Raw genomic sequence first — 16203 nt, 5'->3', positions numbered from 1 at the left:
ATGGACAGCCGGGGTCACCGTCGGAATCCGTACGAACTGACCGAAGATTCGCCGGTATACGTCATCTCCGTCGCGGCCCAGCTCTCCGGCCTGCATCCGCAGACCCTGCGTCAGTACGACCGGCTCGGCCTGGTCTCGCCCGACCGCACGGCCGGGCGGGGCCGCCGGTACTCCGCCCGGGACATCGAACTGCTCCGCACGGTGCAGCAGCTGTCCCAGGACGAGGGCATCAACCTCGCCGGTATCAAGCGCATCATCGAGCTGGAGAACCAGGTCACCGCCCTCCAGCAGCGGGTCGCCGAACTCCAGGGAGCCCTGGAGGGCGCGGCCAGCGCGATGCAGCAGCGGGAGGCCGCGGTCCACGCGTCCTACCGCCGCGATCTGGTGCCGTATCAGGATGTGCAGCAGACCAGCGCGCTGGTGGTGTGGCGCCCCAAGCGGGGCGAGTGACCGCAGGCGTGCGGTGGTGAACAGCGGAGAGGGCCGGGGCTACCCGGCCCTTTCGCATGCCCGGGTCCGGGGTGCGCCGGGGGCCCGCTCAGCGTCCGCTGTACCCCGCCGTCGGCATCGACAGACGGCGGTGGACGCCCGAGGTCAGGGCGCGGTCGTAGACCGGTTCGTCGAGGTCGGCGGTGGCCAGGCGGACACCGGCGGCGGCGCAGCGGGCGGCGAAGGCGTCGGCGTCGTCCACGGCGTGCTCCAGCGCCCGGCGGTGCGGGGCCACGAAGACGTCGACCAGTCCGCGGTCCACGTCGCGCCAGAGTGTGGGGTGTCCGGCGGGCAGCCGGTGCAGGCTCAACCGGCAGGTGAGGTCGTAGCCGTGGGCTGCCGCCCACCGCGCGCACATCGCGTGCTGGCCCCGGTCGTCGACGAGAAAGGGCTCGTCGCCCAGGTCCGACAGCGGCATCAGACAGGCGAGGGCGGTGGCGCGGACCGGGTTCATCGGGCCCTCCGGACGGGTTCGGTGTGCGGGCGAGGATACCGGCGGACGGCGCCCGCGGTAACGGCGCGCACACCTGCCGCGCACCGCCGTCGTACCCGCTCAGGCCCGGCCGAGCGCCCGGACCACGCTGATCTCGATCGCCACCCGCTCCGGGTTGGGCGTCGGCGTCCGGCCGTACCGCTCGGCGTACCGGCGCTCGGCCTCCGCGACCGCCGCCGCGTCCGCCCGCACCTGGGCGATCCCCTCCAGCGTCGCCCACCGCCGCCCCGCGACCTGACAGACCGCGACCCGCGCCCCGTCCGCCCCCGCGGCCCGCACATTGCGCGCCTTGGTGGAGCCGCCGCGGGTGATGACCCGCGCGATCCGCCGCTCCGCGTCGTACGTCACGCCGACCGGCACCACGTGCGGGGAGCCGTCGCGCCGCGGCGTGGTGAGCGTCGACATGAGGTGCTCACCCCAGAAGGCGAGGTAGGCGGGGCTGAGGTCGGCGAGATCGTGAGCCATGGGGGAAGCGTACGGAACGGGCTGCGGGGCGCCCGTTCCGCGTACGGAGTGGGGCGGGGGCCGCGGCTCGGGCCTCCGGCTCAGAGGAAGTCGCCGGTCTCCAGCGTGAAGGAGAAGGGGGCGGGGAGCGGCAGCGGTTTGCCGAAGGCCACGGAGTGGGATTCGCGGTAGTCGTCGCCGGAGGGATCCGAGAACAGCGTGGTCGTGGCGGTCTCGCGGTCGACCAGGAGGTAGTGGGGAAGCGCGCCGCGGGCACAGCAGTGGCGCTTGTCGATGCGGACCCGGTGCGCAGTGCTGCCGGTCACCTCGATGGCCAAGGAAATGCCGTCGGGCGGCATCCAGGGGGGAGCGCCCCGGAAGTGGCGCAGCCGCCGCGGTGCAACCGTGGCGTCGGGGACGACGTGATTCCTCGCGTACCGCCCTCTGCCCGGCAGGACGAGGCCCTTGTTTTCCGATACGTCCATCTCGGTCGCCGAGAAGCGGATGAATTGCCAGATCAGCGTGCTCAGGCAGTCCTCGCGGTCTCCACCGGCAGGCGGGGCCACGACGATCTGTCCCTCGATGATCTCGGCCCGGCACCCTCGGGGGACGGCCAGGCCGAGAAAGTACTCCAGGAGGGTTTCCTGGTCGGTCGCCGTCGGCTCGTACGTGACAGTCACTGCACCTCCATTGCGTTCAGGGCCAGTGTCGAGGCCCTGTGGCGCATGTCGCTGGCATATGCCACCCCGTTCACCCATAGGTGTGGCGCCCCCGCAGGTGTGGCGCTGCCCGTCCCCGGGAACCCGGATGCCGCCGTGGCGCGGCAGGCTCGGCGTCGGGGGCGGGCTTTCCATAATCTTGAGTCAACCCGGCTCAACTTCACTCTTGAGTGTCGTAGACTCAACTTACTGAACGTCGACCCGAGCATGCGGGGGAGCGCCGTAGGCGCACCGCCTGCCCGTCGGCGGGCGGACCGGCAGTACCGGACGAGAACGTCGAGCACGAGGAGGACCCCGCGACCGTGGACGCCGAGCTGACCAACAAGAGCCGGGAGGCGCTGAGCGCCGCCAACGAGCGGGCGATCACCGCCGGGCACGCGGACCTGACCTCCGCCCATCTGCTGCTCGCACTGCTGGCCGCACCGGCCGAGAGCAACGCCAACATCACCGATCTGCTGGCCGCCGTCGGCGCGGACGCCGCGGTGCTGCGCGGCGGCGCCGAGCGGCGGCTCGCCGCGCTGCCCAGCGTGCAGGGCTCGACGGTCGCGCCGCCGCAGCCCGACCGGGAGCTGCTGGCCGTCCTCGCGGACGCCGCCCAGCGCGCCAAGGAGCTGGGCGACGCCTATGTCTCCACCGAGCACCTGCTCATCGGCATCGCGGCCAAGGGCGGTGCCACCGGCGCGCTCCTCGACGAGCAGGGCGCGTCCGCCAAGAAGCTGCTGGCCGCGTTCGAGGAGACGCGGGGCGAGCGCCGGGTCACCAACGCGGACCCGGAGGGCACGTACAAGGCGCTGGAGAAGTTCGGTACGGACTTCACGGCGGCGGCGCGGGAGGGCAAGCTCGACCCGGTCATCGGCCGGGACCACGAGATCCGCCGCGTCGTGCAGGTCCTCTCCCGCCGGACGAAGAACAACCCGGTGCTGATCGGCGAGCCCGGCGTCGGCAAGACCGCCGTCGTCGAGGGGCTGGCCCAGCGCATCGTCAAGGGCGACGTCCCCGAGTCGCTGCGGAACAAGCGGCTGGTCGCGCTCGACCTCGGCGCGATGGTCGCGGGCGCGAAGTACCGCGGGGAGTTCGAGGAGCGGCTGAAGACCGTCCTCGCGGAGATCAAGTCCAGCGACGGCCAGATCATCACCTTCATCGACGAGCTGCACACCGTCGTCGGCGCGGGCGCCGGTGGCGACTCCGCGATGGACGCCGGCAACATGCTCAAGCCGATGCTGGCCCGCGGTGAGCTGCGGATGGTCGGCGCGACCACGCTGGACGAGTACCGCGAGCGGATCGAGAAGGACCCGGCGCTGGAGCGCCGCTTCCAGCAGGTGCTGGTCGCCGAGCCGACCGTCGAGGACACCGTCGCCATCCTGCGCGGGCTCAAGGGGCGCTACGAGGCGCACCACAAGGTCGCCATCGCCGACTCCGCGCTGGTCGCCGCCGCCACCCTCTCCGACCGCTACATCACCTCCCGCTTCCTGCCCGACAAGGCCATCGACCTCGTCGACGAGGCCGCGTCCCGGCTGCGGATGGAGATCGACTCCTCGCCCGTCGAGATCGACGAGCTCCAGCGCTCCGTGGACCGGCTGAAGATGGAGGAGCTGGCGCTGCGGAACGAGACCGACGCCGGTTCCGTCGCCCGGCTGGAAAAGCTCCGCCGCGACCTCGCCGACAAGGAGGAGGAGCTGCGCGGGCTGACCGCCCGCTGGGAGAAGGAGAAGCAGGGCCTCAACCGCGTCGGTGAGCTGAAGGAACGCCTCGACGACCTGCGTGGACAGGCCGAGCGCGCGCAGCGCGACGGCGACTTCGACACCGCCTCCAAGCTGCTCTACGGCGAGATCCCGGGCCTGGAACAGGAGCTGGAGGCGGCTGCGGCTGCCGAGGCGGAGCAGGAGGCGTCCGCCGAGTCGATGGTGAAGGAGGAGGTCGGCCCGGACGACATCGCCGACGTCGTCGGCGCCTGGACCGGCATCCCCGCCGGTCGCCTCCTCGAAGGTGAGACGCAGAAGCTGCTGCGGATGGAGGACGAGCTGGGCAAGCGGCTGATCGGGCAGGGCGAGGCGGTGCGCGCGGTCTCCGACGCGGTCCGCCGCACCCGCGCCGGGATCGCCGACCCGGACCGGCCCACCGGCTCGTTCCTCTTCCTCGGGCCCACCGGTGTCGGCAAGACCGAGCTGGCGAAGGCGCTCGCCGACTTCCTCTTCGACGACGAGCGGGCGATGGTCCGTATCGACATGTCGGAGTACGGCGAGAAGCACTCCGTCGCCCGTCTCGTCGGCGCGCCTCCCGGCTACGTCGGCTACGAGGAGGGCGGCCAGCTGACCGAGGCGGTCCGCCGTCGGCCGTACAGCGTGGTGCTGCTGGACGAGGTGGAGAAGGCCCACCACGAGGTCTTCGACGTGCTGCTCCAGGTCCTCGACGACGGGCGGCTCACCGACGGCCAGGGCCGGACCGTCGATTTCCGGAACACCATCCTCATCCTCACCTCCAACCTCGGCTCGAACTTCCTCATGGACCCCCTGCTGAAGGAGGAGCAGAAGAAGGAGAAGGTGCTGGAGACCGTCCGGGCGTCGTTCCGGCCGGAATTCCTCAACCGCCTCGACGACCTCGTCGTCTTCCACCCGCTCGGCACCGACCAGCTCCAGCGGATCGCGAAGATCCAGATCGACCATCTGCAGCGGCGCCTCGGCGACCGCCGCCTCACCCTCGACATCAGCGACGCGGCCCTGACCTGGCTCGCCTGGCTCGGCCAGGAGCCGGGGGCGGACGCCCCGGCGCCCGACCTCTCGTACGGCGCCCGGCCGCTGCGCCGCCTGGTGCAGACCGCCATCGGCGACCAGCTGGCGCGCGCCATCCTGGCGGGTGACGTGCTGGACGGCGACACCGTCCGTGTCGACGTGGACGGCGACCACCTCGCCGTCACGTCCGCCCGCGCCGCCGACTGACGCGCCACGCTCCGCCCCGTCCGGGGTTGCCAGGACGGGGCGGGCATGGTGGAGGATGGCGCAGACCATACGAAGGGAAAACCACGGTGAGCATCGACCCGTCCTCGATTCCGAATTTCGGGGGCCAGCCCGAACCGCAGCCGACCGGGCCCGAGGGTCCCGTCGTGCCCGACCAGGATCTGGTCAAGCAGCTCCTCGACCAGATGGAGCTGAAGTACGTAGTCGACGAGGAAGGTGACCTCGCCGCCCCGTGGGAGCAGTTCCGTACGTACTTCATGTTCCGCGGCGAGGAGGAGCAGCAGATCTTCTCCGTCCGCACCTTCTACGACCGCCCGCACGGCCTGGAGGACAAGGCCAAGCTGCTGGAGGCGATCGACGACTGGAACCGCCGCACCCTGTGGCCCAAGGCGTACACCCACACCCATGACGACGGCACCGTCCGGCTGATCGGTGAGGCGTCGATGCTGGTCGGCACCGGTGTCGCGCTCGAACACTTCGTGTCGAGCACGGTCAGCTGGGTCCGTGCCTCCATCGAGTTCGACAAGTGGATCGTCGAGCAGCTGGGCCTGGAGTCCGAGCTGGACGACTCCGGCGACGACAAGCCGGACGACGAGGGCTGACCCGGCGTCCCACACCTGCCGCGGGCCCCCGGAACGGAAGCGTTCCGGGGGCCCGCGGCCTGTCCGGCAGCCCGTTCCGTAGACGGCGAATGCCCGCTTTTCCCGCCGTATGGGGGCGGCTGCCCGTTCCGGTACGACCGTCTCACCATGGCGGGAACCGGATCTCCAACTCGCCGGTAGGGCCCGGATACACTCCCCTGCCATGCGTGAACGGACAGTGGAGACCAGGTGGCGAATACGGGCGCCGCGGCAGGACGGGAACAGATCGGACGGCGCCGGTGACCCGCACAGTCCCGATGTCCGCCGCTGATGGCGGGCCGCGGCAAAGCGACCGGTAACGGCGCCGCCCGCCACAAACAGGCGAGGGATCCCCGGGCACACTGGCTGTTCCTCGCGCTCACCCTGCCCGTCCTCTTCGGTGCCCTGCTCTTCCAGGGCTGGACCGAGAACGAGGTCGACGGCTCCAAGACCAAACAGGACTGCACCCGGCCGGTACCCGCCGCGGCGGCGGACGCCGGACCCGTCCTCACCGTCAACGGCGACGGTGCCCGCTCCACCTCGATGCCCGCCGGCACCGTCGCCCTCACCTATGACGGCGGCCCCGACCCCTACTGGACCCCGCGGCTGCTCGCCCTGCTGAAGAAGCACCATGCCCACGCCACCTTCTTCCTCGAAGGTGCGGACGCCGCGCAGTACCCCGACCTCGTCCGGCAGATCCGGGCCGAGGGACACGAGATCGGCTCCCACTCCTACACCGGAGCCGACCTCGGCAACGCCTCGGGGGTGCGCCGCGCCCTCGAACTCCGGCTCACCCAGGGCGCGTTCGCCGGAGCCGACGGTTTCCGGACGAAACTGCTGCGGATGCCGATGACCACGACCGTGGCCACGCTCTGCGGCGCCGAATGGCCCGCGGCGCAGCGCGCCTCCGAGCACGGCTACACCCTGGTCGCCGCGGACCACTCCGGCCGCAAACCCGCCCAGGGCCTGGTCCGGCAGTTCAGCCTGACCTCCCTCGCCTACGGCCAGACCAAGCAACTGCTGGCCGATCCGAAGGCCCGCCGCTTCACCACCATCTCGGCGGGCACCGGAGCCACCGAGCCCGCCATGACCGAGGTGGGCGCCCCGCAGCGCTGGCTGGGCACCGCGCTGATCTGGTTCCAGCAGCTGGGCCGCAGCTCCGTCTCCGCCCTGACCTGGGTGCTGACGATCGCCGCCGCGCTCGGTCTGCTCCGGCTGTTCACGCTGGTGCTCTTCGCCCGCGCGCACGTCAGACGGCTGGAGCGGGAACGGCCGGGCGCGCCCCGGCTGCGGCAGATCGCCGACCCGGTGACCGTCCTCGTCCCCGCGTACAACGAGGAGGCGGGCATCGGCACCACGCTGCGCTCGCTCCTCGCCTCCACCCACGAGCGGCTCCAGATCCTCGTCATCGACGACGGATCGACCGACCGCACCGTGGAGATCGCGGAGGGGTACGCGGAGCGCGACCCGCGGGTGCAGGTGCTCTGCCAGCCCAACGCGGGCAAGGCGGCGGCCCTCAACCACGGGCTGGCGTACACCCGCTCCCCGTACGTGGTGATGGTCGACGCGGACACCGTCTTCGAGGCGGACGCGATCGAGCGCCTGATCCAGCCACTCGCCCACCCGGCGGTCGGCGCGGTGAGCGGCAACACCAAGGTCGGCAACCGCACCCGCCTCCTGGGGCGCTGGCAGCACCTGGAGTACGTCTTCGGGTTCAACCTCGACCGCCGGATGTTCGAGGTCCTGGAGTGCATGCCGACGGTGCCCGGCGCGATCGGTGCGTTCCGGCTCGACTCGCTCATGGGCGTCGGCGGTCTCAGCGAGGACACCCTCGCCGAGGACACCGACCTGACCATGGCGCTGTGGCGGGCCGGCTGGCGGGTGGTCTACGAGGAGAACGCCATCGCCTGGACCGAGGTGCCCACGACCCTCAGGCAGCTCTGGCGCCAGCGCTACCGCTGGTGCTACGGCACGCTGCAGGCGATGTGGAAGCACCGCCGCGCCGTCCGGGAGGTCGGCCACGCCGGTCGCTTCGGTCGCCGCGGACTGTCGTATCTCCTCCTCTTCCAGGTACTGCTGCCGCTGCTCGCCCCCGTCATCGACGTCTTCATGCTCTACAGCGTGCTGTTCACGGACAGCCCGGTGAAGTCGGTCGTGACGTGGTTCGGGTTCCTGGCAGTGCAGATCGCCGTGGCGGCGTACGCGCTACGGCTGGACGGGGAATCCCGGCGTCCGCTGTGGGCGCTCCCCTTCCAACTGCTGGTCTACCGGCAGCTGATGTACCTCGTCGTCCTTCAGTCGGTGGTCGCCTTCGTGACCGGCAGCCGACTGAAGTGGCAGCGCATGCACCGCTCCGGTACGGCCGCCGCGGCGGCCCAGCACATCGGCGGACCCCACGACCGCCGCAGTCTGACCGTTACGAGGTGACGACCCTGTATCCCCCCACCGGATACGTCCAGTGGCCCGCGAACCCCCACGTCGCGGGGCACCAGGAGTACGGACCGGGGTACGGCCAGATGCCTGGCCAGGGGCCTGGCCAGATGTACGGCCAGGGGTACGGCCACAGCGCCGACCCCCTGCTCACCTACGCCCCGGAACCACTGACCCCGTACGCCCCGGAACACACGGCGTACGAGGTGTATGAGGCATACGAGGCGTATGAGGCGGCCCCGGTGCCCGGCGCCCATGTCTCCGACGCCCTCGTGCCGTACGGACCGGAGCACGGCGGATACCCGCCCGCGCACCCGGCACCGCAGGCCGCCGAGGTCACGGAGCTGCCCGAACCGCATCCGCTCGACCCGGCGGACGCGGACGCGGTGCTGCCGGACGCGCCACCGGTCGCCGGGCAGCCCCGGCGGGTGCGCCGTCCCTCGCGCCGCCGCCGCTCCCGCCTCGGGCGCGCCGTCCGGGCGTGCTGTGTGCTGCTCGTCCTGTCGGTGGGCGGCGGCGCCGGGGCCTACGCCTGGGCGGACTCCCGGCTGGACAGCACGGTCGATCTCGCCGCGCTGCCGGACCGGCCCGCCCCCGGCAAGGGCACCAACTACCTGATCGTCGGCTCCGACAGCCGCGCCGGGCTCTCCGCGAAACAGGCCCAGGACCTGCACACCGGGTCCGGTATCGACGCCGAGGGCCGCCGCACCGACTCGATGATGGTGCTGCACACCGGCGCCCACGGCACCACGATCACCAGCCTCCCGCGCGACTCCTGGGTGGTGATCCCCGCCTACGTCGACCCGCGCACCGGCATCCACCACCGGCCGGCCCGCAACAAGCTCAACGCGGCGTTCTCCCTGGGCGGACCCAAGCTCCTGGTCCGCACCATCGAGTCCAACACCGGTCTCCGCCTCGACCACTACACCGAGATCGGCTTCGCCGGGTTCGTCGGCATCGTCGACGCGGTCGGCGGGGTGCGGATGTGTGTGAACCGCCATGTCGTGGACGAGAAGTCCGGCCTCGACCTGACCCGCGGCTGCCACACCCTCTCCGGCCGCCAGGCGCTGGCCTTCGTCCGCCAGCGCCACCAGGAGAAACAGGGCGACCTGGGACGCTCCCGCAACCAGCGGAAGTTCCTGGCCGCCCTCGCCGCGAAGGCGGCCTCCCGGGACGTCCTGCTCAATCCGTCCGCCCTCGTCGGCACCGCCGGTGCGGGCCTGAAGACCCTGATCGTCGACCGGTCCACCGGGCTGCCCCGGCTGACCCGCCTCTTCGAGGCGCTGCAGGACGCGTCCTCGGGCCGCGGACGCCAGCTCAACGTGCCCATCTCCGGCTTCGGCGTGGGCACCTCGAAGGGCAGCGTCGTCGTCTGGGACAAGGCGAAGGCGCACCGCCTCTTCGCCGAACTCCGCGCGGACCGGCCGGTCACCGTCACCGGCTGACCCTCACCCCTGACGGGGCCCGCCCCGCGCGGACCCCGTCAGGCGGTTCCCCGCTGGCCCACGCGCCGAGACGGCAGGGTGAGCCGCTGTGCGCTCAGCCCATGGTGAAGCCGGCGATGCCGAGGACGACGCCCTCGGCGGGGATGGCCAGCACGAAGGCCATGGCCGCGCGCCCGGCCCTCCTGGACGGCGACACCTCCTCGCTGACCAGGGCGGTGACGAGTCCCGCCACGATCGCGATGAGGAGCACGACGCAGGTCACGAGGACCTTGACCGTCGTTACGTTCGCCATGAGGTGCACCGTCCTTGGATGAGCACGAACTGCCGGGAGTCACACAGTGTTTGTGTGCCCGGCGCCATCTTTCCCGCGCTTGAGGCGCTGCGCGGCTTTGTTTATATTGTTCAGTGAACTTCATTTTGTTTCAGTGAACAAAGGGGCTGGTGTGGCGGGTAGGGGTGGTTCGCAGGGGAGGCCCTGGGCACCCCTGCGCGGAAGGGACAGGGAGAGCGACGAGATCGCGATGCTGATGCGTGATCAGCTCGACCGAGCTGGCCTCACGATCAGGCAACTGCGGGAGCTGCTGACCCCGCAACTGCTCGACGGCAGGAAGGCCCCCAGCGTCACCACGCTCTCCAACAGGTTCGCCGGAGTGGGCCTGATCAACGAGGGCTGGCTGGTGGACGCTGTCCTCCACGTGTGCGCCCCGGCCGACGAGGTGGACGCGCTCAAGGGACGCGTGCGGGACCTGCTAGCCAAACGGCGCGCCCGCGAACAGGGCGGCGCGAGGAGCGAGGAGATCGTGCTGGCTCCTCAGGTGCCCGACCTCCGGCGTCAGCTCGACGAGGAGCGAGAGAAGCTGCGCCGGAGTCAGGTGGTCACGGCCATGCTCATGGGCATGCTTGCCCGTGGAGCCGGTAATGCCGCGAGCGGCCTGCCTGGTCGGCACTCGGACACCGGTCAGCTCGTCCACCGCATCGACGGGCTGGAGAAGGAAGTGCGCCTGCTCCGGCTCCGGTTGACGGCTGAACGGGCCGAGCCGTCCCCGATGAGGGAGCCTGCCGTCGCCGCGGTCCCGCCCACGCCGAAGGCCCACCCTGGCGGGGACGGTGGCGCGGGCCTGAGTACCGTCGCCCGGACGCTGCAGTCGCTGGACCCCGATGGATCACGCCTGGTGTCCTGTATCCGCAGAACCTTCGATCAGGTGCTGGATGGACCACGGACCGGAAGGTTTCGGCTCGACCAGTTGAGCAGGTCCGAGCGGATGCGTCTGCCCCTGCAGATGGAGACCGAGGTGGAGCGGGAGTTCGGGTTCGCCTCCAACCGGAGCCTCTCCGTCGGCCACGGCGCGGACTTCTACGTGGAGGGCGTCCCGGTCGACTTCAGATTCCGGGTGGGCAGGATCGGCAGGGTGCGGTCCTTCGGTCCGGATCCGGTTCTCCTCGTGCATGCCGACGACGGCAGGGGCCTGTGGAGCGCCGGGCTCTGGTGCGATCCGCAAGCGGGCGGTGCGGCTCTTCTTGGCCGTGAGCTGCAGGACACGATGCACTGGCTGTTCCGCGACGCACCCCTGCCGGGCAATGTGCTCCTGCAGCTGCCTGCCGACGACCTTCAGGCGATTTTCGCCCCCGGGTCCGCTCATGGGCGCATCGTCGAACTCATGCGCCGGGCGCCGGGGCGCCTCGTATCGCGCTCGGCGCTCAAGACGGTGGGGATGACCTCCGACGTCGACCGGCGGATCCGAAGGGTCCGCGCCCGGCTGGCGGACGACGGCATCGTGATCCTCACCTGGTTCGACCGCGATCTGGCCGCGCAGCTGGGCCTGCCGCAGCCCAGCCCCCGCGAATACGTCAGTGCTCGCCTCGCCCGCGTCGCCCCCGGGCGCACCGACGTCCCCACCGCCGAACTGGAGGGCGAACGCTGGACGGTGGCGGGGCAGGACGATCCGGTGGAGTCCGTCCCGTACCTGCGGTGACGGGTCCTCTGTCCCGGCCGGAGAGCTCACGGGCGGAAGGCGAGGCGATGGGTGCATCTCGGTCGCCGCCCGTCGGCCTGTGGGCACCCGCGCGCCCCGTCAGGCGGCGAGCTTCTTGAGCCGGTCCACTGCCTCCTGGAGAACCTCGGTCTTCTTGCAGAACGCGAAGCGGACGAAGGGCGCGCCCTGGTCCCGGTGGTCGTAGAAGACCGCGTTCGGGATGGCGACGACCCCGGCGCGCTCCGGCAGCGCCCGGCAGAAGGCGTGGCCGTCGGTGTGGCCCAGCGGGCGGATGTCGGTGGTGACGAAGTAGGTGCCCTGCGGCCGGTAGACCTCGAACCCGGCGGCGCGCAGCCCGTCGGAGAGCAGATCGCGCTTGGCCCGCAGATCCTCCAGGAGCCCGGTGAAGTAGCCGTCCGGCAGCGCCAGCGCCTCGGCGAGCGCGTACTGGAACGGGCCGCCCGAGGTGAAGGTGAGGAACTGCTTCGCCGAGCGGACCGCGGCCACCAGCTCCGGCGCGGCGGTCACCCAGCCGACCTTCCAGCCGGTGAACGAGAACGTCTTGCCCGCCGAGCCGATCGTCACCGTCCGCTCCCGCATCCCGGGGAACGTCGCGAGCGGCAGATGCGCGCCCTCGAAGACCAGGTGCTCGTAGACCTCGTCGGTGACGACCAGCAGATCGCGCTCGCGGGCGAGCCGGGCGATCTCGGTCAGCTCCTCCCGGCTGAGCACGGTGCCGGTGGGGTTGTGCGGGGAGTTGAGGAGGATGAGCCGGGTGCGGTCGGTGATCGCGTCGCGCAGCTCGTCCAGATCGAGGGCGTACGTCCCGGACTCCGGCCGCGGGCGCAGCGTCACGGGGACGCGCCGCCCCCCGGCCATCGCGATGCAGGCGGCGTACGAGTCGTAGTACGGCTCCAGCGCGATGACCTCGTCGCCGGGCTCCAGCAGGGCGAGGAGTGAGGCGGCGATCGCCTCGGTGGCGCCGGTGGTGATCAGGACCTCGGTGTCGGGGTCACAGGTCAGGCCGAGGTGTCCGTAGAAACGTTCCTGGTGGGCGGCGACGGCGGCGCGGAGTTCGGGGATGCCGGGGCCGGGCGGGTACTGGTTGCCGTGGCCGTCGCGCAGGGCGCGCACCGCCGCCTCGCGGACCTCCTCGGGGCCGTCGGTGTCGGGAAAGCCCTGGCCGAGGTTGATGGCGCCGGTCCGTACGGCGAGCGCGGACATCTCGGCGAAGATCGTCGTGCCGAATTCGGCCAGGCGGCGGTTGAGCAGCGGTCGGTCCATGCGCGCCATCCTCCGCCGAACCTCTGGACTTCCTCAACTGCGCTTTGAGTCAGCGGCGGTCGGGCATCAGCCCCGCACGGAAGGACCACCGGCGCGCCTGGCGGCCGCCGGAAGCCTCGCTCGGGGGAGCGGAAGGAGTGTGAGGCAGATGGGTGTGGCGCTGTTCCTGCTGATCGTGGTGGCGGTGCTCGGCATCGTGTCCGCCGCGTCCCGCGGCTCCGGCGGCAAGCGGGCGGGCGGCTCCAGCTGGTGGGTCGCGGGCGACTCCGGTTCCGGTACGGGCCACCACGGCGGCGGTCATCACGGCGGCGGGCACCACGGCTGCGGTGGCTCGTCGTGCGGCGGCGGTTCCTCCTGCGGGGGCGGCGGCTCGTCCTGCGGCGGCGGCTGAGCCGGACGCCACGGACACCACGGCCGGGGCGCGGGGCGGCCCGGCGGCGCACCGGCGCGCGCCGGGGTGCGCACCGTGGGGTGCCGTACGGCCGCCGGTCGCCGGTCGCGGCACCGCACCGCCCGCCGGATCACCGGGCCCGCCACCGCCCGCCCTGCCGCGTACGCACCGTGGCCACCGCCTTCGCCGCCACCGCCGTACGGCAGCCGGACCGCCGCGTGGAGCGGCGCCTCCGGGGACCGGCGAACGCCCCTTGTGTGCTTGGCGGTTGAACAAATGATCTGATGGGCCCTCTGAGGGATGGAAACCCCGCGAACATGGGTAATTCCGCTGTGGGCGCCTGTCATTCGTGATTCCCTCTTCAATGAGAATCCCCCAGTTCTCGGATCCCGCGTGGGCGCGAGCCGGCACAGATGTCCCCGATGTTTTCTCCGGGGCGGACCGGCCCACCCATCCACTGCGTGCTTGCGGAGCCGACCCATGCTCACGACCCTGACAACGGCCTATACCGATACCCGTGCATCAGATCTCGCCTGGGCGCTCGGCAGGGAACCCCTGCCGGCCCTCGCGGTTCTCGATCTCCAACTGGCAGGCGCCCAGGTGCAGTTGAGGCTGCTGGGGGCCTCCCATCAGGTGCTGCTGGAGGAGGAGCGCGGCACCTGTTCCGAAACCGTCGCCTGTATGCCGGGCAGCAGTACCCCTCTCCCACTCGGCGTCGCCAAACGCCTCGGGGAATGGGAATACGAATTCGCCGCCCATGTCGAGACGCTCTCCCGCGGCTCGTTCGCCGGGCGCGCCCAGGAATTGCTGGCGCTGGTATCCGACCATCCACACGGTCTGGCCGGGACGTTCCCCGGCTCGCCGCACGCCTTCACCGCGATGCTCGCCCAGCGCCGTGGCGGCGAGGTCTGCTGGCGCACCTGGCACTCCTACCCCCAGGAGGGGTGCCTGGTCGCCACCCGTACGAGGGTGGGCGTACGCATCCCCGCCGCGGTCTGAGGCGGGCGGTCGCGTACGGCGGTGCGCCGGGGACGGCCGGGGTGCGGCCCCGGTCCGGCCCGGCCGTCCGGCGCGACCGGAGACCGGCGCCCGGTGTGCGTCACCCCGCGCACGGCGACGGGCGAGCGCCCCCTGTGCACCACAACCACCCAACTCCCGTGTGTAACCGGCCTACTGCACTCTTGTGGGTGACGAATACGCACGGAATCGTCACGTAGCGTTCATTTCATGATCGATCCGCAGGAGCCCGCCCCAACCGCTGCCTACGGGCCACCGGAGGTCATGCGACCGGCGCGGCTGCCGGTGCGGTCCGGGCCCGGCCGGCTGCTCGTCCTCGCCGCGGTCTTCGTCTGCGCGGCCTGCGGTCTGGTCTACGAACTCGAACTGGTCGCCCTCGCCTCCTACTTGACCGGCGACTCCGTCACCCAGTCCTCCGTCGTGCTGTCGGTGATGGTCTTCGCGATGGGGCTGGGGGCGCTGCTGGCCAAGCGGTTGCGCTGCCGGGCGGCGGTCGGCTTCGGCGCGATCGAGGCGGGGCTCGCGCTGGTCGGCGGCTGCTCGGCGATGGCGCTGTACGCCTGCTTCGCCTGGTTCGGCCAGTCCCGCTCGGTGCTCGTCGGCTTCTCGCTGGTCATCGGGGTGCTGATCGGCGCCGAGGTGCCGCTGCTGATGACGCTGATCCAGCGGGTGCGGCAACAGGACGCGGGCGGCGCGGTCGCCGACCTCTTCGCCGCCGACTACGTGGGCGCCCTCGTCGGCGGGCTGGCCTTCCCGTTCCTGCTGCTCCCGGTGCTCGGTCAGCTCACCGGCGCGCTCGCCACCGGCACGGTCAACGCCGTCGCGGGCGGCGCGCTGGTCCTGTGGCTCTTCCGCCGCGATCTGACCCGGCGCGCCCGCCGCCGTCTGCTGGCCGTCAACGCCCTGGTCCTGGTCCTGCTCGCGGTGGCCGTCCTGCTGGTCGCCCCGTTCGAACGCGCCGCCCGGCACGCGGTGTACGGATCGGCCGCCCGGGTCGTGCTGCAGACCGGCGTCCAGGAGGTGGTGATGACCGGCGGCGCGGGGCCCGGGGGCGGTGCGGGACACGCGAGGAAAGGTTCCGGCGGGCCGCTCGCGCTCTATCTGGACGGACGGCTGGAGGTCAGCGCGGACGACGAACGCGGCTACCACCGGGCCCTGGTGCACCCCGCCGTCGCCGGTGGTCCGCACGGCCGCGTCGTGGTCCTCGGCGGCGGCGACGGACTGGCCGTCCGCGAGGTGCTGCGCCACCGCGCGGTCCGCTCGGTGACCGTCGTCGAACTCGACCCGGGCGTGAGCGACCTGGCCCGCACCGACCCCGGGCTCTCCGCCCTCAACCGCCACGCCCTGGACGATCCGCGCGTCCGGGTCGTCACCGCCGACGCCTTCGACTGGCTGCGCGCGGCGAGCGCCCGCTGCGGACGCCGCTGCCGCGGCCCGTACGACGTCATCGTCTCCGATCTGCCCGACCCCCGGATGACCGCCGGGACCAAGCTCTACTCCCAGGAGTTCTACGGCCTGGTGGCGCGGCTGCTCGCGCCGGACGGGCGGCTCGCGGTGCACGCCGCGGCGCCCGAGGCACGGCCGCGGGTGTTCTGGACGGTCGAGTCGACGCTGCGTTCGGCGGGGCTGGCGACCGTGCCGTACGAGGCGCCCGGGCGGCGCGGCGGCGAGAGCGCCCGCCCGGTGTCCGGCGGCGGCGCGGGGCGGGCCGCCGCCGGGACGCGGTACTGGGGCTTCATCCTCGCCGGGCACCACGCCCGCGACCTGGACACGGCGCCGTCCTCCCGGCCGCCGTCCGCCGCCCGCGCGGTGCTGCCGGACGGCGCCCGGCCGCTGTCCGGCGCCCGGATCGGCGGGCTGCCGCCGTCGACGCTGATGCATCCGCGCTACGGCTGACCGCGGCGTTCCGGGCCGCCGGGAAAGTCGCACCGATGCGGGTAGGCG

Annotated in this window: 14 protein-coding genes; 9 read left to right on the top strand and 5 right to left on the bottom strand. The window is 72.1% G+C overall.

Annotated elements, in window-relative coordinates:
• Positions 1 to 450, top strand: coding sequence for a heat shock protein transcriptional repressor HspR (locus IF23_RS0116750; protein WP_030284401.1), 450 nt, complete (start codon positions 1 to 3; stop codon positions 448 to 450).
• A gap of 88 nt (positions 451 to 538) precedes the next feature.
• Here IF23_RS0116750 and IF23_RS0116745 read toward each other — a convergent pair whose 3' ends face one another.
• The 3 genes from IF23_RS0116745 to IF23_RS0116735 form a co-directional block, all read right to left on the bottom strand.
• Positions 539 to 943, bottom strand: a complete 405-nt coding sequence (locus IF23_RS0116745; protein WP_030284399.1) for a hypothetical protein — start codon at positions 941 to 943, stop codon at positions 539 to 541.
• A 99-nt stretch (positions 944 to 1042) separates the two neighbouring features.
• Complete coding sequence (locus IF23_RS0116740) at positions 1043 to 1447, bottom strand: pyridoxamine 5'-phosphate oxidase family protein (RefSeq protein ID WP_030284397.1); 405 nt, start codon at positions 1445 to 1447, stop codon at positions 1043 to 1045.
• 80 nt (positions 1448 to 1527) lie between these two features.
• Positions 1528 to 2106 (bottom strand): Uma2 family endonuclease, encoded by a 579-nt coding sequence (locus IF23_RS0116735; RefSeq protein WP_030284395.1) that lies wholly within the window; start codon positions 2104 to 2106, stop codon positions 1528 to 1530.
• Positions 2107 to 2447: 341 nt separating this feature from the next.
• On the opposite strand from IF23_RS0116735, the gene clpB reads away from it, so the two are divergent.
• The 4 genes from clpB to IF23_RS0116715 all read left to right on the top strand — a co-directional run bounded on the left by clpB (position 2448) and on the right by IF23_RS0116715 (position 9594).
• A complete protein-coding gene (gene clpB, locus IF23_RS0116730; RefSeq protein WP_030284393.1) occupies positions 2448 to 5081 on the top strand; it encodes an ATP-dependent chaperone ClpB in 2634 nt (877 codons plus the stop codon).
• Positions 5082 to 5167: 86 nt separating this feature from the next.
• Entirely contained in the window at positions 5168 to 5701 is a 534-nt protein-coding gene (locus tag IF23_RS0116725) for a YbjN domain-containing protein (RefSeq protein WP_030284391.1), read from the top strand.
• A 309-nt stretch (positions 5702 to 6010) separates the two neighbouring features.
• A complete protein-coding gene (locus IF23_RS0116720; RefSeq protein ID WP_051739614.1) occupies positions 6011 to 8146 on the top strand; it encodes a bifunctional polysaccharide deacetylase/glycosyltransferase family 2 protein in 2136 nt (711 codons plus the stop codon).
• On the top strand, positions 8143 to 9594 hold the full coding sequence (locus IF23_RS0116715; RefSeq protein WP_245654999.1) for an LCP family protein: 1452 nt from the start codon (positions 8143 to 8145) through the stop codon (positions 9592 to 9594). Before IF23_RS0116720 ends, IF23_RS0116715 begins: the two co-directional genes overlap by 4 nt.
• Before the next feature lie 94 nt (positions 9595 to 9688).
• On the opposite strand, the gene IF23_RS0116710 is transcribed toward IF23_RS0116715, so the two are convergent.
• Complete coding sequence (locus IF23_RS0116710; protein ID WP_030284385.1) at positions 9689 to 9886, bottom strand: hypothetical protein; 198 nt, start codon at positions 9884 to 9886, stop codon at positions 9689 to 9691.
• Positions 9887 to 10115: 229 nt separating this feature from the next.
• On the opposite strand from IF23_RS0116710, the gene IF23_RS32085 reads away from it, so the two are divergent.
• Positions 10116 to 11567 carry a NaeI family type II restriction endonuclease gene (locus tag IF23_RS32085; protein ID WP_051739612.1) on the top strand — a complete coding sequence of 484 codons (1452 nt, stop codon included), beginning with the start codon at positions 10116 to 10118 and terminating at the stop codon, positions 11565 to 11567.
• A 99-nt stretch (positions 11568 to 11666) separates the two neighbouring features.
• Here the strand turns inward: IF23_RS32085 and IF23_RS0116700 are convergent, their stop codons facing one another.
• Positions 11667 to 12851: a pyridoxal phosphate-dependent aminotransferase gene (locus tag IF23_RS0116700; protein WP_030284381.1), complete on the bottom strand. Its 1185-nt coding sequence runs from the start codon at positions 12849 to 12851 to the stop codon at positions 11667 to 11669.
• Between the two features lie 148 nt (positions 12852 to 12999).
• On the opposite strand from IF23_RS0116700, the gene IF23_RS0116695 reads away from it, so the two are divergent.
• From IF23_RS0116695 to IF23_RS0116685, 3 genes are all read left to right on the top strand, one after another.
• A complete protein-coding gene (locus tag IF23_RS0116695; protein ID WP_030284379.1) occupies positions 13000 to 13242 on the top strand; it encodes a hypothetical protein in 243 nt (80 codons plus the stop codon).
• A gap of 480 nt (positions 13243 to 13722) precedes the next feature.
• Positions 13723 to 14241, top strand: a complete 519-nt coding sequence (locus tag IF23_RS0116690; protein ID WP_030284377.1) for a DUF2617 family protein — start codon at positions 13723 to 13725, stop codon at positions 14239 to 14241.
• 228 nt (positions 14242 to 14469) lie between these two features.
• Positions 14470 to 16155 (top strand): polyamine aminopropyltransferase, encoded by a 1686-nt coding sequence (locus IF23_RS0116685; protein WP_078654022.1) that lies wholly within the window; start codon positions 14470 to 14472, stop codon positions 16153 to 16155.
• The last annotated feature ends 48 nt before the right edge of the window (positions 16156 to 16203 follow it).

Source organism: Streptomyces catenulae (assembly GCF_000718015.1).
GTDB lineage: Bacteria > Actinomycetota > Actinomycetes > Streptomycetales > Streptomycetaceae > Streptomyces > Streptomyces catenulae.
The sequence above is the reverse complement of the archived record's forward strand: the minus strand, read 5'-3'. Positions and strand labels throughout refer to the sequence as shown.